20 protein-coding genes are annotated in these 23,232 nt (G+C 54.9%); 6 read left to right on the top strand and 14 right to left on the bottom strand.

Going from position 1 to position 23,232, the window contains the following annotated elements:
• The first annotated feature begins 31 nt into the window (after positions 1 to 31).
• Positions 32 to 757: a ubiquinone/menaquinone biosynthesis methyltransferase gene (locus WCK51_05025; protein ID MEI7576234.1), complete on the top strand. Its 726-nt coding sequence runs from the start codon at positions 32 to 34 to the stop codon at positions 755 to 757.
• Complete coding sequence (locus WCK51_05030; GenBank protein MEI7576235.1) at positions 754 to 1,767, top strand: polyprenyl synthetase family protein; 1,014 nt, start codon at positions 754 to 756, stop codon at positions 1,765 to 1,767. Before WCK51_05025 ends, WCK51_05030 begins: the two co-directional genes overlap by 4 nt.
• Here WCK51_05030 and WCK51_05035 read toward each other — a convergent pair.
• Positions 1,764 to 2,522, bottom strand: coding sequence for a GNAT family N-acetyltransferase (locus WCK51_05035; GenBank protein ID MEI7576236.1), 759 nt, complete (start codon positions 2,520 to 2,522; stop codon positions 1,764 to 1,766). The genes WCK51_05030 and WCK51_05035 overlap by 4 nt on opposite strands.
• The gene (locus WCK51_05040) at positions 2,504 to 3,691 is read right to left on the bottom strand and encodes a hypothetical protein (GenBank protein ID MEI7576237.1); all 1,188 of its coding nucleotides are present in this window, start codon (positions 3,689 to 3,691) and stop codon (positions 2,504 to 2,506) included. The genes WCK51_05035 and WCK51_05040 overlap by 19 nt, the downstream gene beginning before the upstream one ends.
• 91 nt (positions 3,692 to 3,782) lie before the next feature.
• Here WCK51_05040 and WCK51_05045 point away from each other — a divergent pair, with 91 nt between their 5' ends.
• Complete coding sequence (locus tag WCK51_05045; GenBank protein ID MEI7576238.1) at positions 3,783 to 6,254, top strand: ATP-binding protein; 2,472 nt, start codon at positions 3,783 to 3,785, stop codon at positions 6,252 to 6,254.
• 2 nt (positions 6,255 to 6,256) lie between these two features.
• Positions 6,257 to 7,315 carry an HD domain-containing phosphohydrolase gene (locus tag WCK51_05050; protein ID MEI7576239.1) on the top strand — a complete coding sequence of 353 codons (1,059 nt, stop codon included), beginning with the start codon at positions 6,257 to 6,259 and terminating at the stop codon, positions 7,313 to 7,315.
• Positions 7,316 to 7,345: 30 nt separating this feature from the next.
• Here the strand turns inward: WCK51_05050 and WCK51_05055 are convergent, their stop codons facing one another.
• The 8 genes from WCK51_05055 to WCK51_05090 form a co-directional block, all read right to left on the bottom strand.
• Positions 7,346 to 9,664, bottom strand: coding sequence for an aldehyde dehydrogenase family protein (locus WCK51_05055; GenBank protein ID MEI7576240.1), 2,319 nt, complete (start codon positions 9,662 to 9,664; stop codon positions 7,346 to 7,348).
• 125 nt (positions 9,665 to 9,789) lie between these two features.
• Positions 9,790 to 10,761, bottom strand: a complete 972-nt coding sequence (gene deoC, locus WCK51_05060) for a deoxyribose-phosphate aldolase (GenBank protein MEI7576241.1) — start codon at positions 10,759 to 10,761, stop codon at positions 9,790 to 9,792.
• 148 nt (positions 10,762 to 10,909) lie between these two features.
• Positions 10,910 to 11,920 (bottom strand): hypothetical protein, encoded by a 1,011-nt coding sequence (locus WCK51_05065; GenBank protein ID MEI7576242.1) that lies wholly within the window; start codon positions 11,918 to 11,920, stop codon positions 10,910 to 10,912.
• Positions 11,907 to 12,449 (bottom strand): RNA polymerase sigma factor, encoded by a 543-nt coding sequence (locus WCK51_05070; protein ID MEI7576243.1) that lies wholly within the window; start codon positions 12,447 to 12,449, stop codon positions 11,907 to 11,909. The genes WCK51_05065 and WCK51_05070 overlap by 14 nt, the downstream gene beginning before the upstream one ends.
• A gap of 128 nt (positions 12,450 to 12,577) precedes the next feature.
• On the bottom strand, positions 12,578 to 13,099 hold the full coding sequence (locus tag WCK51_05075; GenBank protein ID MEI7576244.1) for a fasciclin domain-containing protein: 522 nt from the start codon (positions 13,097 to 13,099) through the stop codon (positions 12,578 to 12,580).
• A 271-nt stretch (positions 13,100 to 13,370) separates the two neighbouring features.
• Entirely contained in the window at positions 13,371 to 16,430 is a 3,060-nt protein-coding gene (locus WCK51_05080) for an SEC-C metal-binding domain-containing protein (protein MEI7576245.1), read from the bottom strand.
• 79 nt (positions 16,431 to 16,509) lie between these two features.
• Positions 16,510 to 16,794 carry a hypothetical protein gene (locus tag WCK51_05085; GenBank protein ID MEI7576246.1) on the bottom strand — a complete coding sequence of 95 codons (285 nt, stop codon included), beginning with the start codon at positions 16,792 to 16,794 and terminating at the stop codon, positions 16,510 to 16,512.
• 135 nt (positions 16,795 to 16,929) lie between these two features.
• Positions 16,930 to 17,268, bottom strand: coding sequence for an HNH endonuclease (locus WCK51_05090; protein ID MEI7576247.1), 339 nt, complete (start codon positions 17,266 to 17,268; stop codon positions 16,930 to 16,932).
• Between WCK51_05090 and WCK51_05095 the strand changes: the two genes are divergently transcribed.
• Positions 17,174 to 17,407, top strand: coding sequence for a hypothetical protein (locus tag WCK51_05095; GenBank protein MEI7576248.1), 234 nt, complete (start codon positions 17,174 to 17,176; stop codon positions 17,405 to 17,407). The two genes, WCK51_05090 and WCK51_05095, sit on opposite strands and share 95 nt — an antisense overlap.
• Positions 17,408 to 17,835: 428 nt before the next feature.
• The gene (locus WCK51_05100) at positions 17,836 to 18,048 is read left to right on the top strand and encodes a hypothetical protein (protein ID MEI7576249.1); all 213 of its coding nucleotides are present in this window, start codon (positions 17,836 to 17,838) and stop codon (positions 18,046 to 18,048) included.
• A gap of 353 nt (positions 18,049 to 18,401) precedes the next feature.
• Here the strand turns inward: WCK51_05100 and WCK51_05105 are convergent, their stop codons facing one another.
• The 4 genes from WCK51_05105 to WCK51_05120 form a co-directional block, all read right to left on the bottom strand.
• Positions 18,402 to 20,795, bottom strand: coding sequence for a dockerin type I domain-containing protein (locus WCK51_05105; GenBank protein MEI7576250.1), 2,394 nt, complete (start codon positions 20,793 to 20,795; stop codon positions 18,402 to 18,404).
• Entirely contained in the window at positions 20,792 to 21,475 is a 684-nt protein-coding gene (locus WCK51_05110) for a PEP-CTERM sorting domain-containing protein (GenBank protein ID MEI7576251.1), read from the bottom strand. The genes WCK51_05105 and WCK51_05110 overlap by 4 nt, the downstream gene beginning before the upstream one ends.
• A 118-nt stretch (positions 21,476 to 21,593) precedes the next feature.
• Positions 21,594 to 21,935, bottom strand: coding sequence for a hypothetical protein (locus WCK51_05115; GenBank protein ID MEI7576252.1), 342 nt, complete (start codon positions 21,933 to 21,935; stop codon positions 21,594 to 21,596).
• A 15-nt stretch (positions 21,936 to 21,950) separates the two neighbouring features.
• Complete coding sequence (locus WCK51_05120) at positions 21,951 to 23,228, bottom strand: MFS transporter (GenBank protein ID MEI7576253.1); 1,278 nt, start codon at positions 23,226 to 23,228, stop codon at positions 21,951 to 21,953.
• Positions 23,229 to 23,232: the final 4 nt, after the last annotated feature.

Consider the following 23,232-nt stretch of genomic DNA (forward strand, 5'->3'; position numbering starts at 1 on the left):
GTCGTAGAACGGTATAACTCTAGTGAGCAACATGACTCCGCAAACTCCCACCCGGCCCATCTGGGAAGCACAAGGCGACGAAAAGCGTCGCGAAGTGCAGGGAATGTTCAGTGCAATTGCGCCGAGCTATGATCGCGCCAATGCGTTGATGAGCTTCAATTTGCACCAGCAGTGGCGAAAATTCGCTGCTTCGAAACTCATGCTCCGAGAGGGTGACACCGTTCTTGATCTCTGCACCGGCACTGGCGACTTCCTTCCGATCCACCGCTCTCTAGTCGGAGGCGCGGGAATTCTCCTCGGCATCGACTTTTGCCCTCCGATGCTGGTTCGGGCCGCGAACAAGGACGCGGAGGCAACCCTTTCGGTAGGAGACGCATGTTCAATTCCCCTGGCAAACCGTTCAGTAGAAGGCGTCTCGGTCGGCTGGGGAATTCGCAATGTGCCAGACATCGACCAAGCGCACAGCGAAATCTATAGGGTTCTGAAGCCAGGGAAACGATTTGTCAGCATCGACTGTGCCGAGCCACAATCAGCCCTGATTCGGGTTGCAACGAGCATCTTGCGAACTCCGATGCTCGGATTTTTGGGGAAGCTCCTTGGTAGCCAAGAAGCATACAAGTACCTGAGCGAGAGCACAGCAAGATTTAAGACCAGAGAAGAACTAGCCGCCTCAATGCAGAGCGCTGGCTTCATCGACGTCCACTACAAAAACCTCATGCTGGGCAATATTTGCGTGCATTGGGGGACAAAACCATGAGCCAATCCGCAATCCATATCCTCTCCAACCCTGAGCTCCGAGCCGAACTGCTTGGTCGGGTTTCCGATGAAGTCGCCGAGATCGAGCGCGAAATACGCCTCGCAGTTGACTCGAAAGTTGAGATCATCCGGCAAGTTGCCGATCACACGCTGAGCGCTGGCGGCAAGCGACTCCGCCCCGCATTTGTGATTCTCGCCGGAAAAGCGGTCAACCCTGACGTGGACGAGGACCGCTTGCGTCGCTTAGGAGCTTGCATGGAGATCATCCATATGGCAACGCTCGTTCACGATGATGTTCTCGACAATTCGCCTACTCGTCGCGGAAAGCCTACAGCGAGCGCGACGTTTGGGAACATCGCGGCGATCATGTCGGGCGATGTGTTTCTTGCCAAGGCGATGCTGTTGTTAGCAAACGACGGCGATCTGGATGTCATCCGCACCGTCAGTGCTGCGGTGACAGAGATCGCGGAAGGCGAAGTGCTCGAGATCGAGGCGAGGGGCGATTTTGACCTGGACGAAACTGCACATCTTAACATCCTCAAGATGAAAACGGCGGCGTTCATTCGCTGCTGCTGCGAAATCGGGGCGCTTGCGGCAGGAGGCACCAAGGCCCAGGTCGCCGCTCTGGGCAGCTACGGCGAAAAGGCAGGAATCGCCTTCCAGATCGCCGATGACCTTCTCGATTACCGAGGCGACAAGGCGAAGACAGGCAAGCCGGTCGCCACTGACTTTCGAGAAGGGCAGGCAACCTTGCCGCTGATCTATCTTCGCGAAAAGCTGAGCGATGCTGAACTCCAAATCGCGCGAAGGCGATTTGGCGGAACTGTGAACGAAGATGAGATTCGGATGATCTGCGACTGGATGGCAAGCAGAGGGGCTTTCACTCGGTCTGAAGAAATCGCTCAAAGATACATTGATCAAGCTCAAGCTGACCTGGACACCCTGGAACCAAGCATGGCTAGAGAGATGTTATCCGCGATTTCAGAGTACGTGTTGGCTCGACAGGCTTAAGCCTGAATCATCACGACTGATCCGTAGCGCCGGAAACCGATCCGCTCATACCACTCAACCAGGGCATCGCCGCATTGCAGAACTGCATAACAGTTTCTAGCTCCTGCCAGGCCAATGAGGTGGCTAAGAACAGTGCCGCCAACGCCCCGATGGCGGCGGTCTGGAGCAACCGCGATGTTATAGAACCCGAGCGTATCCCGAACCTGAGACACCATCGCACCCGCTTCGACATTGGGTCCTCGTCGGAAGCGAATCAGCTCACATCTGGCGGTTTTCGCCGTCAACCCAGCGATCATCGTGCTGAACTCGTCGTCCATTTCAAAGAAAAATTGGCGGGCAAGAAAATAGGTCAGATCGAATCGATCGGAGGACTCTCTCAAAAACTCCAGTTCGGGCTCGGATTTCTGAGGGCGCGGCTTGAGGTACATCAAGTTGAGTCGATTGCCAACTGAAAACCCTGCGCGAGTTGCCATTTCTAGCACCGCTGAGTCGTCATTTGTGGGGAGCACATAGCTTGTGAAAGGACCGTGAATGTCCTTCTGACGGCGAAGTTCAAGCAGAGATTTTGGAGTTGCACGTGCAATCACAGCGACGTTGGTTGCAGGATGATCAAGTTCAGAAAACCATCCCATCACTCCGTCGTCAAAGTATCTCGTTGCTCCAACCGCGCTTTGCGCGATGCTAAAGTACGTCTCCGTCATGTTGAGACAGCAACGCTCAATGATCTCTTGGTCGGTTAAAGGACGGTGCTCCACAAAAGTCCAAATCCAACGCGTCGATTTGAGACCGAAACTCCGAGATTCAGCCCATTTCCTACGTTTGTTCCGAACCATACTACCGGAGTTCGGGGCGTTAACAGGAAGCTTGCGAAACTCTTTCCAGCTTGGTCGAATTTCAAGATATCGATTCCCGCGACAACATCAAAGCCGCCCGGGGTTGCTGCCATGGCTCCCAATCGAATGGTTGGTGCAATGAACTTCTTGGGCAAAACGAACTCCTTTCCGTCCCGCACGGACTCAAAAAAGTCCGCGGCGGCTCTCAATAGTCGACCTTGGACAAAGACTCCTCCATAATGGCCGGTGTCGATTTCAAGAACTTGGGAGCCAGGTAGAGCCGCGACAAGTTGGTCGGTGCTTTCTGAAGGAATCACAGTGTCGAAACTTGCCCGGATCACAAGAGTTCGGCCCGGCTCGCGACGAGGTAGATAAGTGCCAGGTTCGACCTTTCGAAGCTCCTCTCGCAAGGAACTCTCGGAATATCCCTTACGACGCAGCTCTTCTTTGATCGGCACAACTCGAGATGACTCCCAAAGAACCTTGGCGAGGTCGATTCCGCCGAGAAGAAAGACCGCACTCTTCAAACGCGGGTCGTTGGCATACGACAAGCTGGAAACGATAGCCCCAAGGCTCGTGCCGTAAATCCCCAGAAGGTTGCCGCACTCCTTTCGTTGCTGAAGAAAGTCCAGCGACCTCCGGACGTCCATCACCGCCTGAGTCATCGTGGCTTCTAGCTTCTTCGGGTCCGGCTGAATTGCAAGCTGTCCGCTACTAAACCCGGTTGGAGTTCGGCCCAAGTGATAAGGCAAGCTCAATATCGCTGCGCCGATTCCGCGCTGATTGAGGTCGAGGGCGAGCGCTCTCTCAATTCGCAGGTTTGACGCACCCCAGTAGTGGAGCACGAGGACCATGGCAGAGGGACGATCTGCGTCTTCGGGCAGCAGCACCCGGAGTTGGACTGCATCGTTAACTTTATTCCCTGAATCGAAAGCACTTGGAAAGCTGGCAAGGAACTCTAACTGACCAGAAGGTGAACTCTGCTGAGCCCAGTTGGCGAAGCCGACCTTTGCAACCTCAAAGGGACGCTGACCGGAGCATAATTGCACCAAAATTGCGATCAGGATCACAAAACCCGTTCGACAATTCATTAAAAAGAGTGTACTAGCAACTTCTTACTCACTAGTAGGCTGAGTTCCGAGGTTCCAGCTTCCAATAAGGTTAAAGTAGGTTGCTCGGTTGATGAAGCATAGCGAAAAAGCGATTAAGGTGGCAAAGGGATTTGTTTCGTCAGTTACGGCGTTCGCCACGGGCGCGGTGATCATCGGTCTGATTGTCTCCTTTTCGTTGTACAACCGCTATCAAGGTGAAATTCAGAGCATCTTTCGGGTTTACCGACTCGAAGAGTCTGACCGAGTCAATCTAGAGAAATTCAAAGTTGAGTCAGCGTTCCAGTCATTGAAAGGCAGCCTGATTGCCGCCTCGCACTCGCCGGAACTTCAGCATGCGATCTCGGATCCAGGGTCGAATGATGTCAAGTTAGCCTCAGAGATCCTGCCCACATTCGCGTCGCAGGAGGCAAGGGGGCTGTTTGTTGTTGTACCGTCCAAAAATTCGCCGCGAATCATTGCTGTTGGTGAGGGATCTCGTAACATCGAAACTCTGCGGTCAGGATTGAAGAACCTGCTGGAGCAGTACAGCCAGAGTTATCCTGACATGTCTCGGATATGGCTCCAAGACTATCCGGCTTCCGTGACGAACCTTGTTGCAACTCCAGATCCAAAGTCGCTTGTATCTAGGGTAGAAAAGTCGTTCGTCTACGGAATTCCGCTCTTCGACCAAGGTGGGCGATTTTCTGGCGTCCTGGCAGTCAGCCTCGACGCATCGTTTCTTGAGCGGAAGTTGTCGAGCTCAGATCGAGCGATCGTTGAAAAGAACAAGAGGTTTGTAGCCTATCCCGCTGGTTTCGGGACTGTCGAATCTTTCTGGCCTGCAGTGCAGAGGGGACAGGCAACAAACTCGACGATTTATGGTCAGGCTCTTGGCTTGGATATGGCGGATACCAACGGCAAATGGGTTCTTTGGAGCGCCCGCTTTGATACCGATTTTTGGTCGCGATCTGACGTTGCCGTTCTCAAACAGAATCTTGTCAGCTCCTGCCTCATGACCTGGACTCTGCTCGGATTTGGGATTTTCCTCGTCGCAAAAATTCGTCGGAAGCAAGAAGATCGGTTCCAAGGTTTGCTCCGCAATTCAACCGAAATCATCTTGCTCTGTGATGAAGTTGGCGAGATTAATCAGGTTGGAGGCAACACACGTCAGCTAATTGGGTGGAAGTCGGAAGAACTATCTGGAGTTAATCTATCGCTCTTCCTCTCTGCCGAGACAAGAAGAGACCTTTCAGACCTGCTTGATATCGTTACCCGGACTCCTCACGCCACTCAGTCAATTCAAGTCCAGATTGAGAAGCCTGACAAAACTCTTCGATGGCATGAACTTGTCGCAACGAACTTGCGACATGATCCCGAAGTCGACGGCATAGTCATCACCTTACGAAACATCGAAGCTCAAAAAGCAGGTGAAATGATGTTGATTCAAGCCAAAGACTCAGCTGAGAGGGCAAATGTCGCCAAGAGCGAGTTTCTAAGCCGAATGAGTCACGAACTGCGGACACCGCTCAACGCTATTCTCGGCTTTAGCCAGCTTCTGCAGATGAGCGATCTTCAGGAGCACGATCGGGAAAGCGTGGATCAGGTCCTGAAGAGCGGTCGCCACCTTCTGGGACTCATCAATGACATTCTTGATATCAGCCGGATCGAGACCAACAACATCTCTGTCTCGAAAGAACCCGTGCTGGTATCGGAAGTCGTACAGGATTGCGTGAGCAATGTTCAATTGCTAGCCAAGAGTAGGGGCATCGAGATCGAACTCAAAGTACCTGACGATGTCTATTTCCGGGCAGATCGTCAGCGCATTGCTCAAGTTGTCATTAACCTTCTTTCAAACGCGGTGAAGTACAACCGGGAAGAAGGAAAGGTTCTTCTCGAGGTGACGAAGACCCAATCTGACGTATACCTCTCGGTCACCGATACCGGAAATGGCATCGCCGATGAGTTGCTTCCTCGGCTTTTCACTCCATTCGATCGCCTTGGGGCGGATCGAAGCCGGGTTGAAGGAACCGGTCTCGGACTATCACTCAGCAAAACCTTGATTGAAGCGATGGACGGACGAATCAACGTGCTTTCCAAAGTGGGAGAAGGAACCACGTTCGTCATTGCCCTACCGGCGGCTCAAGCAAAATCGGGAGTAACGCTAAAGTTGGTTAATGGCTTTGACGAAAACGAGATCCGCATTCTTTACATCGAAGACAACGAAGTCAACATCGACTTGATGCAACGAGTGTTCGCAGACTACAGAAACATCAAGCTCCTCGAGGCCCGCGAAGGCTGGCTTGGCGTTGCGGTGGCTCGAGAACAGGTCCCCGACCTTATTCTTCTTGACAACAACTTGCCAGATATTGACGCGGTCCGTGTGATTGAGGAACTGCGCTCAAACCCAGTAACTCGGAACATAGATATTTTCGTCATAAGTGCCGACATTACATCAGAGCGCATCTCAGCTTGTCTCGAAGCCGGTGCCAAGCAGTTCATTCAAAAGCCGATCGATGTCAACAACTTTCTATCTGCCTTAGAGCAAAATCTGAAGGCCGCCTAACAATGGATACCACCACGCTCTTCAACCTGAACATTGTCGTTGTCGACGATGAACCAGCGAACGTCTTGCTATTAAGGCGAGTACTTGAACAGATTGGATTTACCCATGTGACTGGCTTTACAAATCCGGTTGACGGCTGGAGCTATGTGGATCAGAACGGAGCAGATCTACTGCTACTTGATCTTCAGATGCCGATCATGGATGGTTTTGAGATCCTCGAAAAGCTGCAAGCAAGAGGTATGAATCACAGTTTCATTCCCGTGATGGTCCTCACCGCGGATGCAACTCCAAACGCGAAGCGCCAGGCCCTGTCATTAGGCGCGAATGATTTTCTTACTAAACCGTTTGAGGCATTTGAAGTCGGACTTCGGGTCAAGAATCTGCTGCGAATGAGGTCGCTCTATACAAACCTGAGCGATGAAAAGTCGACTCTTGAAGAAAAGGTTGAAGAACGAACGGAAGCGATCAAGAAGACTCAGCTGGAGATTGTGGAGCGCCTAGGACTTGCGACCGAGTTTCGAGACGACGATACCAAAGAACACGTCACCCGCGTTGGTGAGCTCGCGGGCAAAATCGCCGCGATGCTCGGACTTTCAGCCGAGTTCATTTCGACGATACGCTATTCAGCTCTGCTTCATGACGTCGGCAAAATCGGCATCTCCGATACGATTCTGCTCAAGCCCGGGAAGCTGACTGAAGAAGAGTACGAGATGATGAAGCAGCACACAAAAATCGGTGCTCAAATTCTTGGCGGCAGCAAGAGCGAAATCCTCTCGATGGCAGAGGAAATCGCCATCACCCACCACGAACGATGGGACGGCCGTGGTTATCCCAATCGCATCGTCGGGCCAGATATTCCACTTTCAGGTCGCATAGTGGCAGTTGTTGACGTCTTCGATGCGCTCACCAACGAGCGATCGTACAAGAAGGCGTGGCCCGTCCAGGATGCGCTGGCCGAAATCGAGCGCAATTCGGGCAGCCAGTTTGACCCCATGGTCGTAGATGCCCTTCTCCAGCTCTTCCCTTGGTATCAGCGTCAAGACGAACAAAAGGCCGCTTAGTCGCTGTCCGCTAGTTCAGGCGAAAAGCGTTCAAGCCCCGTACGGAACCCAGATGTTCTTCACTTGGGTTGCACGTCGCAAGAATTCCTTAGATGGCTGGCCGTGCCAGTCCACGGAGCCTTCCGGCATCGCCCAAGTCTGCTTGAGGTTCCCGGCCGAGAGCTTTTGGATGCGTTGACCGCCTTCGACCGAGCCGAAGTGCCAGACCGCATTCAATCCCAAATGGTCCCCAAACGTTGGCTCTAGCTCTGCGTGGACACCGGTTAAAACGTTCCAAACCCCCGAGGGAATGTCGCTAGCTTCGATCACGCGAACGAGCTCCATCGCTGCCAACGGCGCCTTCTCAGAGGCGACGGCGACGACCGGAGATCCCATTGCAATCAAAGGCAGACAAGCCCCCAAGAATCCTGCTAGTACCGGGGCGGACGGCGCAAACACACCGGAAGCCCCAAGTGGCTCGTTTCGGGTGTAAACCAAGCCCCGAAGCGGTGCTTGATGCACTTGCCCATCGTATTTATCCGCCCACGCAGCGTAGTGAAGGATTATTGCAATCGACGCTTCAAATTCCTTCTCAGCATCAGCCGAACCGCCTAGTTTGAGCGCCGCGACCATCGCGTCTCGTCCTGCCGTCAGGTTCTCAGCAAGATAGTAAAGGATCTGGCTCCGCAAAAATCCGGTTGATCCAGCCCAAGCAGAAGCCGCGCCCTCGGCAGCCTCAACTGCGTTCCGGACGTCCTTCCGATTAGCTCGAGCATACTCCCCACCGATCACCTCGAACGAGAAGCCGCCATCAGGACGAACCTGCTTTCCGCCGATGTAGAGCTTATGGGTGCGATCAAGCAAAATCGGTGCCTCACTTACTGAAGACTGAAGACTGAACACTGAAGACTGCGAATCGAACTTAACATACTCGTACAACCCCTCCTTGCCGCCCTCGCGCCCATAGCCACTCTCCCGATATCCGCCAAAGCCTGCGCTCGCGTCGAACTGGTTAGTGCAATTCACCCATACCGTCCCCGCCTTGATCTGCGCGGCAACGTCGTGCGCCACATCGAGGTTCTGAGTCCAAACGCTGCTGGCCAGGCCGTAAGGCGTATTGTTCGCCAACGCAACCGCTTCAGCCGGAGTTCGGAAAGTCATCGCCACTAACACTGGCCCAAAGATCTCGACCTGAGCAACTGTTGAAGCGGGTTCAACATCCGTCAACAGAGTTGGGGGATAGAACCACCCTTGGCTCGGCAGAGTGCAAGCGGGCTGAAACTTGGTCGCGCCTTCCTTCACTCCGACTTCGACTAATTCCTTGATCCTCTCGAGTTGGCTGAGGTCAACGATTGCGCCGATGTCAACAACCTTATCGAGCGGGTTTCCGACCCGAAGCTTGGACATTCGGGTCCGAATCTTGGCGTACGCTTTTTCGGCAATCGACTCTTGAACCAACAGCCGAGAGCCTGCACAGCACACTTGACCCTGGTTGAACCAAATTGCGTCCACTAGTCCCTCGACCGCCGAATCGAGATCGGCATCGTCGAACACGATATACGGCGATTTTCCGCCTAGTTCGAGAGAAAGCTTCTTATCGGTATTCGAGGTGACTTGCCGCAGAATGCGGCCCACTTCCGTCGAACCGGTGAAAGCCAACTTTTGAATTCCCGGATGAGCCACAACTGCCTTCCCAGTCTCTCCATCGCCGGTGACGATGTTCACAACCCCCGCCGGAACCCCGACTTGATCGCAGATTTCGGCGAACAGCAACGCCGTCAAAGAAGTGAACTCGGCGGGTTTGAGGATGATCGTGTTTCCCATCGCTAAGGCCGGAGCAATCTTCCAGGCAAGCATCAAAAGGGGGAAGTTCCAAGGGATGATTTGGCCGCAGACGCCCACCGGTTTGTATCCAGGAAGTTCTCCTGCCATTAGCGGTGCCCAACCGGCGTGGTAGTAGAAATGTCGCGAAACAAGGGGGATGTCTAGGTCGCGGGTCTCACGGATCGGTTTGCCGTTATCGAGGGTTTCCAGAACCGCGAAGAGACGCGAATGCTTCTGAATTTGCCGAGCAATCGCGTAGAGCTTTTGCTGGCGAAGAGCTGGGTTCGCGGCCCATTCTTGTTGGGCTGCGGTTGCGGCGGCAACTGCGGCATCGACAGTAGCATCCGAAGCTTGAGTGATCTGGGCGATCTCCTCTCCGGTAGCAGGATTGACCGAGGCAAAGTGTGTCGAACCATCCATCCATGCTCCGCCGACATAGACTCCGAACTTCCGACCATGAGCATCCAACCACTCATTGACCAGCTTCGCATCCTCCGGCGCGGGGCCGTATTCCATTGTCTCCAAAATCTCAGTTACCTTGCTCATCTTTCCCCTTTGGAGTGCGCGATGCAAGTCACGCTTTGTTTTGCATCGACATCAGCCTTCCGGTTTCCACTCCAGTTTGTCAAACTCATTCCATCCGTGTGCGGGTGAGGGCACCCGCGCTCCAATTAACCCATCGCGTGGCGATTAAACGCCGAATACCGTCCCGTCAAGAAGTGTTCGAGCTGCCGCTCAATATCGGCAAGTAGGGTACTAGCACCCAACCGAAACAGCGACGGCGAAAGCCAAGCATCGCCAAGCTCTTCCTTCATCAGCATCAAAAAGTCGAGCGATTGTTTCGCTGTCCGGATCCCGCCGGCGGGTTTGTAGCCCACCTTCACCCGAGCCATCTCTTCGTACTCTCGGATCGCTCGAACCATCACTAGCGAAACCGGCAGGGTTGCGTTTACCGGTTCCTTGCCTGTCGAAGTCTTGATGAAATCCGCTCCGGCCATCATGCAGACCGCGCTGGCCTTCGCAACATTTGACAGCGTTCCAAGTTCGCCGGTTGCCAAAATCGCTTTCACGTGAGCCTCCCCGCAAGCCTCTCGGAACTGTCGCATCTCCTCATAAAGCGCCTCCCAATCCCCCCGCAGAACGTGTCCACGCGTGATGACAATATCAATCTCGTCCGCCCCAGCTGCCACGCTCGCCTTGATTTCATGGATCCGCTCACGGAACGGCGAGAGACCATGCGGGAATCCGGTCGAAACGGCGGCGACGGGGATTCCAGTGCCCTTTAGGTTCTTAACGCACTCCTCAACGTACTGGTGATAAACGCAAACTGCGCCGGTGTGCAGGCTCTCCAACCCGAGCTGTTCCAGCATCTCGGCGGAAAGCGGTTGTTTCGCCTTGGCGCAGAGCCGGTGGACGTTTCCGGCCGTATCGTCACCGCTCAGTGTGGTGAGGTCCATGCACTGGATCGCACGGATCAGCCAAGCCGCCTGCCATTCTTTCTTCACCGTCCGCCGCCCGCCTAGGGTGGTAGCACGTCGCTCGATGGCGCTTCGATTAGCGGTAAGTGACTCGACCCACTCCAAATCAAGAGGCATTCCGGGATTGCGTTTGTGCGTCGTCGCACCTGCGCCGGAGGTTATCATGGCTACAGTTTACAGCGTTAGCGGTCTGGAGTGCGGACGCTCGCTTCCGCTTTTCATTCGAGCGACTTGTCGCGGCCAATAGCCGAAAAGGAAATGGGGGCGACAAGTCGCCCCCATCCAAAGCGCTAACAAGTTCGCGCACTCCACATCAGGGCCGAGCGCCGTAGGTGTAAACATCTTCGATCTTCACACCCATTCCGTCCATTCCTTTGAAAACAAGGTACTTCGGTAAAGCCGAGGAGGGGTCGACGTAGAGCTCGACGGGAGTGAAGTCGCCACGAACCTTGAGACCGAACTTGTCGAGCTTTTCTCCCTTGTAGGAGACTCCTCGTGAGATGTTCCAGCGGTTCTCTTCCTGAAGAAGGTCCATTAGGTACTCAGAAGGAGTCTGGCCCGACTGAAGGATCATCGGCTTCCCGTTCTTGGTGCCGAGCGAAGCGACGACCATGGCTTGGTTGGATCGGGTGACCTTCGCGTCCTTTGGTCGCTCGCCATTTACGGAAACGCCGCTCACCCCACCTTTGCCCATCGTCAAGTTGAGCTTGTCCTTGAGGTCTTGTGGAAGGTCCTTAACTTCCTTGCCGTTCACCTTGATCGACTTAATCTCGCGGCCGTTAACTTTGGAAAGATTGATTTCGACCTTGCCGCCGACCAGCTTTCCGTCCTTTGGTGCTGGCCCATCGATGAGCCCACCGCCCATTGCGCCCTCCGGCATGTTGCCCGACCCAATGACCTGAAAGACTCCGTTCTTATCCTTGGGATATCCGGCATTGACCTTCATAAAGACGTCTCGGTCGACCAAGTTCCCCTTGGAGTCAACGAACTTCGTGGTCTTCTTGTCGCCTTCAACGGTCGTCACCGACTGCATCCGTCGCTCCGATCCCTCGCCGACAAACGACTGGATCGTGTAATTCATCGCCTGGCGAAGGGCAGCAGCGACGCGTGAAGGCGTCGCGGCAACCGCCTTCGGCTGCATCAGCATCACGCCACCAACCAGGGCGACTGCAGTAACAAGTGTAGGGAGAGTAGCTTTGCGCAGAGTGTTCATTTTTTGACCTTTTTGATTTCTCAAGGAATAGATCAACTCGCCCTTGGCACCCTCTCGCGGCATCTCGGCGCGCAAGTGTTCGACTTCGTTTTGAATGTTATTTGGGTTCATAGCTCACCTCTAGAAACGTCCCGCCCAACTGGACTCGTAACCTCTCTCTTGCATGATGCAAACGAGATTTCACTGTCCCCACCGGGCTGTCCGTCACCTCAGCAATCTCCTCGATCGACATTTGCTGCACCTCAAAGAGCAGAAACGCCTCACGATAGGCCGACGGCAGTTGATGGAGGGCCGCCAACAAAACCTCGCCCGCTTCCACCGCCGCAAACCTTGGGTCCTCTTTGGGAGCCAAAAATTCGAGCGGTAGCAACAAGCGCCGTTTGCGACGCCAAGCAATGTACTCACGAAATGCGATCCTGTGAAGCCAGGTCTTCTGGCTCGACTCTCCCCGAAACTTGGGAAGTGCCTGGATGGCGTTTACGAAGGTCTGCTGCGCAAGATCCTCGGCGGCCTCAACCTGCCGAGTCAGATGGCGCAAAAAGCGATAGATGCCGTCGTAATGCTCCGACACCCAAACGTGTAGCGCCTCAGAATCCCCCTGCTTTAACCTATCCAAGTCGGATATCACCCGTGATTCCATTGTTCTCCAAATAACACAGAGAGACTACGTCTCGGAAAGGTTGAGTAGTTTCCGAGTCATTATGCAAAAAAAAATTCCCCAGAGCCTGTACACGGGGGAGAGTGCCAGGATGGGGAAGAGCTAAGTTTTTACTTGGGCATCAATACGTGATCAATTACATGGATCACACCGTTGCTCTGCATGACGTCATAGGTGCTGATCGCTGAAACGTTGCCCATTTCGTCCTTCAGAACGATGTTTCGAGGGCCGTTCCACATCGCCCAGAGCCAGCCGCCGTTGAGAGTCTTGAGTTTCGCTGAACCACTGCCCGCTTTGATCGCCTTTGCAATCGTGTCGTAATCCATCTTTCCAGTCACCACGTGGTAGGTCAGCACACCCTTCAACGCCTTCATATTTTCAGGCATCAACAGGTTCTCAACCGCACCCTTTGGCAGCATGGAAAAAGCTGCGTTGGTTGGTGCGAACACCGTAAACGGCCCCTTGCCGCTCAGCGCATCGACAAGGCCAGCCGCCTTCACCGCAGCAACCAATGTGGTATGGTCGGCCGACTCAATTGCATTCTGAACAATGTTCTTGCTCGCCATCATCGGCATTCCGCCGACCATTGGGTTTGCCTTCATCGACATCATCGCGCTCTGCGCGCCTGCCATCACAACTCCGGCAAGCAATAGCCCGCTCATCAAATTACGTGTTAGATTCATTCGTTTCTCCAGGAGCTCAGTACGAACTCTTGAGAGAAGTAAACAGTCCGGCTATGAATGCCAACTGAGGTTCACCTGAACGATTCCTGAAGACTCTTGAGATAATTGTTTAGTGATTTAACACAGTACCAATCCGATCCACGAGGCAACAACCTGAAGAGGTTGGAATTTGCCTTCCGTTCCCACTACTTCGAGCGAGCAACGGAAGGCAGGGTGTGACCTATTTGACTACCGAGTAGTGGCAGCTCTTGAACTTTAGCCCGCTTCCGCAAGGGCACGCATCGTTGCGTCCGACCTTTTTCGGGTCAGTTCCTTCGGGCCAGGGGAGCGTGCCGGGGTCGGCGGTTGTTTGTCCTTCAGCCGGGAGTTCTTGCATCATCATGGCGGCTGCGGATTCAGCGTCAAGACCCATCATCATTTCTGACGTCACTTCGGGTTGGATTCTGATGTGGAAGATCATCTTGGAGGCTTGCTCTCGGATGCGCTTCAGGGTGCCTTGGAAGGTGTCGTAGGTTTCGCGCTTGTAGGCCACGAGCGGGTCGACTTGGCCGTAGCCACGAAGGCCGATGCCTTCTCGGATGTATTCGATCATCTGGAGGTGTTCCATCCAGAGGTCGTTGACTGACCTTAGCATGACGTACTTCTCGGCTTCGATCATCGCTTCGCCGGCTTCGGCGATCTTGGCTTCGTAGGCGGCTTGGGCGATGCGCTGGACTTCTTCGACGACCGGCTGACCTGGCTCGAACTTCTCGAGGTCGCCGACCGTGGCGTAATCGACCAGCGGAAAGATCTCGTTGACGTCTTCGAAGAGGACGGAGTGGTCGAAGACTCGCTCGCCGGTCTCTTCGATCATCCAGGCGTTGTCGCAGATGTCGGCGATGACTTCGTCGAGATAGGTGCGGAGCTCGGTTCGGATGTCCTTCCCAAGCAGAATTTCGCGCCTTAGGCCATAGATGTGCTCACGCTGGGCGTTGAGGACGTCGTCGTACTCAAGAACGTTCTTTCGGGCTTCGAAGAAGTGGTTCTCGATCCGCTCCTGGGTCTTGGCGATCATCTTGCTGAGGAAGCCAGCCGTGACTTCTTCCATGGGGGGCCATGCCTTGAGCATGGGGTTGTCCATCATGTTCGGGTTGAAGATCTTCCATAGGTGGTCTTCGAGCGAGACGAAGTACTTGGATTCACCGGGGTCGCCTTGGCGTCCGGCGCGGCCTCGGAGCTGGTTATCGATTCGGCGCGACTCGTGTCGCTCGGTTCCGAGGATGAACAGACCGCCGAGGGCGCGGACTTCTTCGGCTTGGGTTCGTCTTTCTTGGTCGCTCAGTGGCAATGGAGGCGCAGCGCGCTCGTGCCCACCACGTCGGTAGGACTTATAGGTGTCGCCGTACTCGTCGATGCCGTCTTGAGCGGTTTTGACTTGGTCTCGCGCCATGCGGACGAGGTCGTCTTCGACGCGTCCGCCGAGGAGGATGTCGACGCCACGACCGGCCATGTTGGTGGCGATCGTAATGGCGCCCTTTCGTCCGGCTTCGGCGATGATGAGTGCTTCTTGCTCGTGGAATTTGGCGTTGAGGACGTTATGGGGGATGCCGTGTTGAAGGGCTTCGTTGAGGAACTCGAGATTGGTTTGCTCAACTTCCCACTCCTTGAGGCACCAGTCGGTCCACTCCTTGTTGGTGGCGTCGCTGGGCAGGTTGATCTTGCCGAGGAGCATGGCGACTTCGCTCATGTTGAGCTCGCCGAGGTCGGTTTCGAAGAATCGGCGGGCGTCTTTGGCGTTGTCTCCTTTGATCTCTTTGCTGACTTCGACCATGGTCTGCAATCGCCGGGTGACGATGAGCTTCTGGAGGAAGTCGGGTTGGAGACGGGTCGAGACGAGCTCGGACATTTCGATGGATCGGGTTCCGACCAATGCGGGCTGCTGCTTGGTGTAGAGCCGCAGGATTTCCCAGGCGATCATTCGGAACTTGGCTTCGTGCGACTTGTAGATGACGTCGGGCTGGTCTAGTCGAAGGCTTGGGCGGTGAGTGGGAACGGTGACGACGTCGAGGCCGTAGATTTTGCGGAACTCGTCTTCTTCGGTCTTCGCGGTTCCGGTCATTCCGCCGAGCTTTTCATAGAGTCGGAAGAGGTTTTGGAAGGTGATGGTGGCGATCGTCTGGCTTTCGTTTTGGACCTTGACTCGCTCTTTTGCTTCGAGGGCTTGGTGCAGGCCGTCGCTGAATCGGCGACCGAACATCATTCGACCAGTGTTTTCGTCAACGATGACGACCTCGCCGTTTCGGACGACGTAGTCGATGTCCCGCGTGAAGAGGCCGTGAGCCTTGACGCTGGCGTTAACGTAGTGGAAGATTTTGGGGTCGCTAGCGATGTTGTCGATGCCCATCAGCTCCTCGACGCGATCCATACCGGCCTCGGTAAGGCTGGCGCTGTGGTTCTTCTTGTCGGCGGTCCAGTGGGTCTCGGGTTCGAGTTGGACCACGACCTCGTTGATCGAGGCGTAGACGCTGACGTCTTCCATGGAAGGGCCGCTGATGATGTGCGGGGTTCGGGCTTCGTCGATAAGGATTGAGTCAACTTCGTCGACGATGGCGAAGTGGAGCTCGGACATGCTGAGATCCTCTTCGCTGAACGCCATGTTGTCGCGGAGGTAGTCGAAGCCGAATTCGTGGTTGGTTCCGTAGGTGATGTCGCAGGAGTAAGCTTCGCGGCGGGTACAGGCGCGAAGGTTGAGGTAGCGAGGGTCGCCGAGTTCGTCGCAACCGGGTTCGTATTTGTAGCTTCCGCCGAGTTCGTCGGAGTCTTCGCCTTGACCCTGGATGATTCCAACGCTGAGGCCAAAGAAGTGGTAGATCGGGCCCATCCAGACCGCGTCGCGGCGGGCGAGGTAGTCGTTGACGGTGACGAGGTGGGCGCCTTTTCCGGTGAGGGCGTTGAGGACCAGCGGAGCGGCGGCGACAAGAGTCTTTCCTTCACCGGTTTTCATTTCGGCGATTCGGCCTTGGTGGAGGACGAGTCCGCCAATGAGCTGGACATCAAAGTGGCGCATGCCGAGGGTTCGCTTACTCACTTCACGGACACAGGCGAAGGTCTCGACAGCAAGAGCTTCGAGCTTTTCGCCGCCGTTTGCGCGGTGGCGCAGGGAGTGGCAGCGATCTTTAAGTTGCTCTTCGGTCAGCGGTTCAATCTCTTTTTCGAGGGCATTAATTTGCTCGACGAGCGGCATGACGAGCTCGACATCCTTCTTGGAGGTGTCGAAAAGTTGGCGGAGGAATTTGATCATTTGGGTTTTCTTTTGGCGGCTTCGGTTGGCGGCGGTGTGCGCCGGAATTCAACCGTGTGGACGAGCTGGTGGGTTTTGGTTAGCTCGTGGGACCGTCTCGGGAGCGCAGAGAGGTTGCGAAGCCGGACTGTTTAAGTTTTGTGCACTCGCGGAAGCTGGCGGGCTGAGTTTCGGCGACCCTGGGGTTTGCGGATTCTTCCTGGGGAGCTTGCTGCTCTTGTTGCTCGCGCTCTTGCTTGATGACCGACGCGTAAAAGCGGTTCTGAAGGCGCAACTGGGCTTCGAGGCTTTGGGTGTTCGCACCGCTGTGCGAGCCCAGCCCCTGAAGAATCATCAGGATGAGGAGCGGTAGTGCCTGGAACATGGTTCCGATTGCTTGACTTAGATTATGACGTATGGCGGGCAGAGATCATTCCGGCAGAGAGGTCGTCTCGCGAATTCAGCCTTCGGAATCTGCGAGTTTATTCAGCTGACTCGCGACGACCTCAGTTGTCAGAACTCAAAGTGAGTCGCTCTTTGCGATATTGCAGGCTCTACAAAGTAATTGCAGATTGGCTTCGCTTGTCGCACCGCCAAGGCTGAAAGGGATGACATGGTCAAACTCCAAGTACTGCGACGAGCCACACTGGACACATACCCCGCGGTCTCTCTGCCAAACCGCAGCCTTAACATGTTGAGGAATGGCACGAGAATCCGCTTGCGTCAAAACCACCTGTCGATTGTGCCGCTGAAGCACGGCGTGTATGATTCTCCCACTAATTGGAGCATCCGCTAAAAAATATCGACCGGAGCCAGCTCGTTTGGTTAGCGACAAGATCAATGTGGTACCACTTTCCACTTGGACGGTGGCAACTTTCGACAGCGAGGATTCGAACGGACGTGTGGTGTCAATTAGTGCGATGCGCCTATTGGTGACGACCAAGTTCCCTGCGACCCCACCTCGTTCCGTCTCGAACAAAACCGGCTCCGAGATGTGAGCAAACTCGCCTGGCGACAACATCATGTGTGTCTGAATAGTTGGAATCCTGCCTTCTGAGAGTTCCCGGCTAACGTGATAGTAACTCCATTGTTGAGCAAATCGCTCAAACAGTGTTTTATCAATATCGATGAAATCCAAGAGAGCAAAGAACTTTTCTTCCTCAGCCTCGGATAGATAATGGTCTGAAACCGAACAGGTCCATAATTGACCGGCGAGACTCAAAAGTGTTGTCTCGGATCCTCTAAGCAGGGTTGGCAAGTCAACCCCCAATAGTCGAGACTGTTCCGTACAAAAATCGAAGAAGACTGGCAGTTCAGAAACACCTAAAGCAAAGCGTCTCGATAGTTCCTTCGAAAATCTTTCACACTTCGGAAAAAGATCCGATTCGCACTTTCTACACAAGCCACGCATTCTCGCTGACTTTGCATGTTGACCAATCAGGACGAACTGGGAGGTGCACCGGTAGCAATGCAGACCGTTCGGCTGCAAAATCCGGGGCGGGACACTCGATTGAACAACATCGGAGCTGAAGTGCAGTGTCGTGTTGCCGACCCGGATGACCGACTTTGCACATGCTGGCTGACTCTGACCCTTTGGGATCGCTTTGCCATTACGTTGGGTCCCATTCGTGGAGTTTAAGTCAGTGACAACGATTCCGCCCTTTTTGGAAATCTGCAGGTGCCACCCTGAAACCAACGGATCCCGAGCAAGCGCTAGGCTATTGCCAGCATTTCGCCCAATGGTAATCGGCAAGGACGCTAGTTTTAGAGCCTGGCCGGCACAGGGCCCGTCAACTGCGTAAACAGAAAAAGTTTCTCCATTCTTGACTATTGCCACTTAACTCCTCGGCCTCTTTTAGCCGTACTTGTCTGATTCTATTCCAGGAAAGTGTTGTTATAGGTAGCAAAACTCAGCCAAATGCACAGGAGCGGCGACTAAACACAAGAATCCCTCCTCAGTACACTGAGAAGGGATTCTTGTGGGCGAGTGGATTACTGTCCGCTTTGGCCCAGGTTCGCTCTTAGGATGGCGAAGTCAAGGTTTCCGACGGTTCCGTCGCCGTTGAGGTCGGCGCCGTCATTGGCACCGTTACCCAGTGAGCCCCAGACGGAGCGCATGAGGGTGTAGTCGGTGTTGTTGACGGTGTTGTTTCCGTCCACGTCACCGTTGGTCAGAGTGTAGCTGAGTCCGCTGGCACCACTGAGGCTGAGAGTGACGTTATTCACGACGCCCAGGAACCGCTTTGCGGCTTTGACTCGGAGCTTGTAGCTGCCCGAGAGTTGGGTTGTGGTGAAGGTGAACGTGTTTCCTGCGCCGAGACCGGTCAGGTTGACGGTTTGGATCACGGCGTTCGTGCTTGCGTTCAGCAGTTCAATGGTGAACGGAATGCTTGCGCTGCTGCCAATGTAGTTGGAGAGCGTGAGCGATCCGCTGACATTCTTGACCAGTTGGGTAATGGTCAGGCCGTTGGTGAGGCTAGCGGATTGTCCGTCGGGGTTCGTGGCCGTCACAGTTCTGACGCCAACGGTGGCTGTTTCAGCGACCGTAACGTTGACCGTAGCCTGGGTCGCGGAGTTCCAAGTGACCGAGTTGACGGTTACCCCTGCGCCCAAAGAAGCTGCGAACCGATCTGGGAACGTTGCGCCTGGATCGAACAGTCTGGTGCCAGTGATGACGATGTTGCCCGTGAACCCTTGAGATACCGATGCCGGAGAGATAGAAGCGACGGTCGGCGCAGGAGCGAGAACTTTGAGTACTCGAACAGCCCATACGTTTGTCGCGGCAACATATTCTTGGAACGTCCAGAAGCTTTGTCCATCTCTTGGGTCAATTGTAGTGACCGAGTAGTCACCCCACCGTTCTGTACCCGAGATCAAGTTAAAGTTCCCACTTCCAGCGGTGTAAGTGACAGGCGCCGTCATGAGGCCGAGTGTGTCGGTTGCCAGTCGCTCAGTTCCACCAACACCTGGAGAGGTGGCGGAATTAGCGATTGATCCGGCCAGGAAGGCGTGCCCCTGCCGATTCATCGCGATGGCTGGGATCCATAGCGAAAGGCTCCCGGTTGAGTCGACCGAAGTTCCAGACTGTGTCAGTGTAATCGTCCCCGAGAACGGGTTTGCGATGTGGTACCACCGGCTACCATTCACTGGACCAGTCGTGCTGGCGATCCCTGCCGCCGTTGTTCGGATGTTGTGCGAAGTAAGGACAACTTGGTTCCCGCTTGCATCCCGGAAGATTCTTGCATTAAACAAGCGATCATCAAGCGCATCGGCGACTTCGCCGCCAAGGATCGGCACGGTGCGAGGGAAGGTGGTTGTCGGGAGAGTCAGGGAGAGATCTGCCGACGAAGTGAATGTCGTTGGTGCCGTGAATGTGATTCTTCGCGCTTTCATCAAGCTGAAGGCGGCATTATCGACCCCAAGAACAAATGCAGATGTTGCACTCGGATCGTCATTCGTGCAAGGCTGCGGCGTCCACATTCCCGCTCCACCTGTACAAGTCGTAAAGATTGTTACCGGTGCTGATCCTCCCGAGATCAAACTGGCCTTGGGTAGTGCGCACACTAACGTGCCAGGTGCGCCTGTCGTTGGGAAAAGGTTGATGCCAATGTAGATCCCGTTGTTGTCCACTCCGAGAGTGTCGTAATCAGAAAATCCTGTTGTGCTTGGCGTAAAGGAAACCATCGTCCAAGTCGTCGTCGCGCTGTTAACATCCTCTCTGGAACTGAACGCAACAACGACCTTGTTACCAGGATCTGCATTTGTTGTAATGGCCGTAATGAACCAGCGGTTTGTCAATCGATCAAAGACGACTTTAGGATCCGATATTCCGAGTGAGGCCCCGAGAGGCGAGAAAAACACGTCGGCATCGAAGTTCATCGAGTTCGCCGTCGTGGTGCCGGTGCGGGTGTAAGACCGGATACGTCCGTTCGCCGCGGCGATGACGGAGGTGAGTCCTGCATCGCCAGTTGAGTCAGGCGGTGTATACGGAGATTCATTAGAATTTGGCCCAGCCCACGACGCGCCGACAGCGAACAACGGTTGGCGATCCAAGTAGCCCTTCTCGTCACTTGATCCACCAATGATTGGCCTGTTTGCCTTCAGTGGTTGCTCAGGAGGGGTAATCCTGTTCGCGAAGGGAGGCCAGCTTGCGACCGCTGGCGCGAGGGGATTGTCCGCTTTGATTTCCCGCTCTCGTTCCGTTTCCTCATTCTTGATGACTCGTTTCTTAGTCGGAATGAGAGGATTTGGAATTAGCAAAAGCTGAGCGTTTGTCGTAACGACAGGCCCCTGACTGAGTTTGACAACTGCGGTTTGAGCGTAACTGGCCGTTAGCGCAAGTGCTAGGCCTAGCGAAGCGATCAGTCGAGTTGGTTTGAGTTTCATGCTGAGTTCCTCTTTCGTCGGGCGAGGGCGGCGAGACCGAGGCCGAGGGCGGCAACGGAAGCGGGCTCGGGGACGACTTCGATGTTGAAGTTGTAGTTGCTGGATCCAGCAGCTGTGAATGATTCGTTAAGAGCTGATGAGCTCCAGTTATCAGCGGGGTTCGCGCCATTGAGTGCAGAGAAGATCGTCAGAGTGCGAACAGTTCCGTTCGCGAGGGCGCCGATATTGAGAACGATATCAAAGGCTTTGCTGCCAGCGCCATCGATGGATCCGAAGTTGCCGGTGATCAAGGTAGAGCTCGCATAGGTGCCATAAGGTCGAGTTCCCGAAGCTCCGAAGCCTCCGCCTTGCTGAACGCTAGTGCTGCCAGAAGAGAAAGGCGCGCTCCAGGTCAGGGAGTTAAAGGTCAGTCCGCTGCCAGCGGGAGTTGCACTTGCCCCGACCGTCGAGGTCTGGTCGTAACCGAACATTGTGTCCAGTCCGATCAGGTTGCCCATGCCAGTCGTCTTGGCGTACAAAGCCAACGAGACCGTGGTGTTGGGAAGGACGTAGATGGTCGAAGGAGTGAGAGCCGACGCGTCGCCGGTTTTGTTCACCCAAAAGCTCAATGTTTGTGCCTGGGAGAGGGTCGCCGCTCCAAGAATGCACGCTCCAATCAGGAATCGATTTGCCGTAATCATCTCTAAATACCAATCCACTCGAAATAGAATTCGAATTGTTACGAATTCTAACACACTGTGTGAGGTTTCGGAGTGGTTATTCCCGAACTGTGGAAAAGCTGGCAAACAGTGTTAGGTATTAGTGCCGTCCACGGCTCTTGGAGTACAGATAAATTCCGCGGTTCGCGACCATGGAGCCGGAGCCGGCCATGAAGAGAAGGAAGACGATTTTGACGATGATGTCGGCGAGGGCGTTGACGGTGGTGGCAACGTCTAGGGGCTTGCCCGGTTCGATTTTTAGGGCGACTTTGGGAGGGACTTTGTACATGTCGTAGGCCAGTTGGAAGACGAGCAGAATGAGGGCGATCCCGCCTAGGAAGACGGCGAGGCCGACGAGCGAGCCCAGCCAGTCGCGCCGGCGTGGTTGAAAGGACGCCTGGGCAGGGCCGGTGCTTTCCTCTTCCCGTACCTCGTCGCTCATGACATTCATATTAACCTAGTGCGCCATACCGACGGTGGGTTCATTGTCGTTGGCTGGGTCGGACGGCTTGAGCACGAACCAGGCCAGCACAGCGGGGATGGTGGCAAGGGCAGCTCCATAGAGGTACGGATAGCTCGGGTTGTGCTGGAAGAGCCAGTTGGCGAATAGGGGTCCGATGATTCGGGCAAGCGATCCGAGGGACTGGGTGAGGCCCATGATGCTGCCTTGCATCTCGCGCGGCGCGCGGCGCGAGACCAACGAGTTCATGCTCGGCATGGCCAGACCGTTGGTGAGGCCGAGAGCGATGGTGCCAAAGATGCCTGGGAAGTACATCGGGATGAACGGTACGGAGGCGAACACCGGGATGAATGCGGTGTAAAAGATTCGGACCGTCTTGAGTTCGCCGAGCTTGGGGATGATGACACGGGAGAGGCCCCCTTGAGTGATGGCTCCGGTGATTCCCACGACGAGCAGAATTACCGAGCCGAACGTTTTGACGTGCTCTTGCGCAACTTTGAAGATCCAGGTTGGCTCGGCGAGAAGGCGGAAGTAGGTCGTCTCCAAGTTGGTGAACGTGAGATTCATCATGAAAAACATCCCTAACAGGATCGCCAAGCCCGGGACGTTGAGTGCCTCCTTGAGAGTTGTAATGAACGACTTCTTTCCGGCGTCCTGGCGCGTGGTGTTCGACTCTTTAACGAGCAGGTAGACGAGGACAAAGTTGATTGCAGATAGAATCGCGGCGGTGTAGCCAAGCAAAAGCGGGCTATCTTTACCTAAGGTGAGAAGTCCGGCTCCAAGGGCGGGCCCGATAATGAATCCGACTCCAAAGGCGGCGCCTAGGAGGCCGAGTTTGGGGCCGCGTTCTTCGGGGGTGGTGACATCGGCAACGTAGGCGAAGGCGACGCCTAGGTTGGCAGCAGCGACTCCGCTCAGGGCACGGGAGAGCCAGAGAAGCCAAATGTTGTCGGCGTGGGCGTAGAGGGCGTAGGCGACGACACTGAGCGCGCTGGAACCCAGAAGCACAATTCGGCGACCACGAATGTCGCTGAGACGACCGAGCCAAGTGCCCGTCAGCAGCTGAGCAATGGAGTAGACGGATTGTCCGAAACCAACCATCAAACCGACCTGAACAGCGGTCTTCGGCATCCCCAGAAACTGAGTAGCCAACCCTTCGCCGCGTAGTTGCAAGTCCGGAATGAACATGGCGAAGCCAAGCAAATCGAGGAAGACCGTGAAGATCAGAGGCAACAACGATGGGGCAGATTTTTTCGCTGTTGCAGAGTCTTGCATACGA

This window comes from Armatimonadota bacterium, assembly GCA_037138755.1.
Lineage (GTDB): Bacteria > Armatimonadota > Fimbriimonadia > Fimbriimonadales > Fimbriimonadaceae > Fimbriimonas.

Coding starts and splice junctions, on each gene's coding strand:
- WCK51_05025 (MEI7576234.1), top strand. CDS start 32: ATGACTCCGCAAACTCCCACCCGGCCCATCTGGGAAGCACAAGGCGAC.
- WCK51_05030 (MEI7576235.1), top strand. CDS start 754: ATGAGCCAATCCGCAATCCATATCCTCTCCAACCCTGAGCTCCGAGCC.
- WCK51_05040 (MEI7576237.1), bottom strand. CDS start 3,691: ATGAATTGTCGAACGGGTTTTGTGATCCTGATCGCAATTTTGGTGCAA.
- WCK51_05045 (MEI7576238.1), top strand. CDS start 3,783: ATGAAGCATAGCGAAAAAGCGATTAAGGTGGCAAAGGGATTTGTTTCG.
- WCK51_05050 (MEI7576239.1), top strand. CDS start 6,257: ATGGATACCACCACGCTCTTCAACCTGAACATTGTCGTTGTCGACGAT.
- WCK51_05055 (MEI7576240.1), bottom strand. CDS start 9,664: ATGAGCAAGGTAACTGAGATTTTGGAGACAATGGAATACGGCCCCGCG.
- deoC (MEI7576241.1), bottom strand. CDS start 10,761: ATGATAACCTCCGGCGCAGGTGCGACGACGCACAAACGCAATCCCGGA.
- WCK51_05065 (MEI7576242.1), bottom strand. CDS start 11,920: ATGAACCCAAATAACATTCAAAACGAAGTCGAACACTTGCGCGCCGAG.
- WCK51_05070 (MEI7576243.1), bottom strand. CDS start 12,449: ATGGAATCACGGGTGATATCCGACTTGGATAGGTTAAAGCAGGGGGAT.
- WCK51_05075 (MEI7576244.1), bottom strand. CDS start 13,099: ATGGCAGGCGCGCAGAGCGCGATGATGTCGATGAAGGCAAACCCAATG.
- WCK51_05080 (MEI7576245.1), bottom strand. CDS start 16,430: ATGATCAAATTCCTCCGCCAACTTTTCGACACCTCCAAGAAGGATGTC.
- WCK51_05085 (MEI7576246.1), bottom strand. CDS start 16,794: ATGTTCCAGGCACTACCGCTCCTCATCCTGATGATTCTTCAGGGGCTG.
- WCK51_05095 (MEI7576248.1), top strand. CDS start 17,174: ATGATTCTCCCACTAATTGGAGCATCCGCTAAAAAATATCGACCGGAG.
- WCK51_05100 (MEI7576249.1), top strand. CDS start 17,836: ATGTTGACCAATCAGGACGAACTGGGAGGTGCACCGGTAGCAATGCAG.
- WCK51_05105 (MEI7576250.1), bottom strand. CDS start 20,795: ATGAAACTCAAACCAACTCGACTGATCGCTTCGCTAGGCCTAGCACTT.
- WCK51_05110 (MEI7576251.1), bottom strand. CDS start 21,475: ATGATTACGGCAAATCGATTCCTGATTGGAGCGTGCATTCTTGGAGCG.
- WCK51_05115 (MEI7576252.1), bottom strand. CDS start 21,935: ATGAGCGACGAGGTACGGGAAGAGGAAAGCACCGGCCCTGCCCAGGCG.
- WCK51_05120 (MEI7576253.1), bottom strand. CDS start 23,228: ATGCAAGACTCTGCAACAGCGAAAAAATCTGCCCCATCGTTGTTGCCT.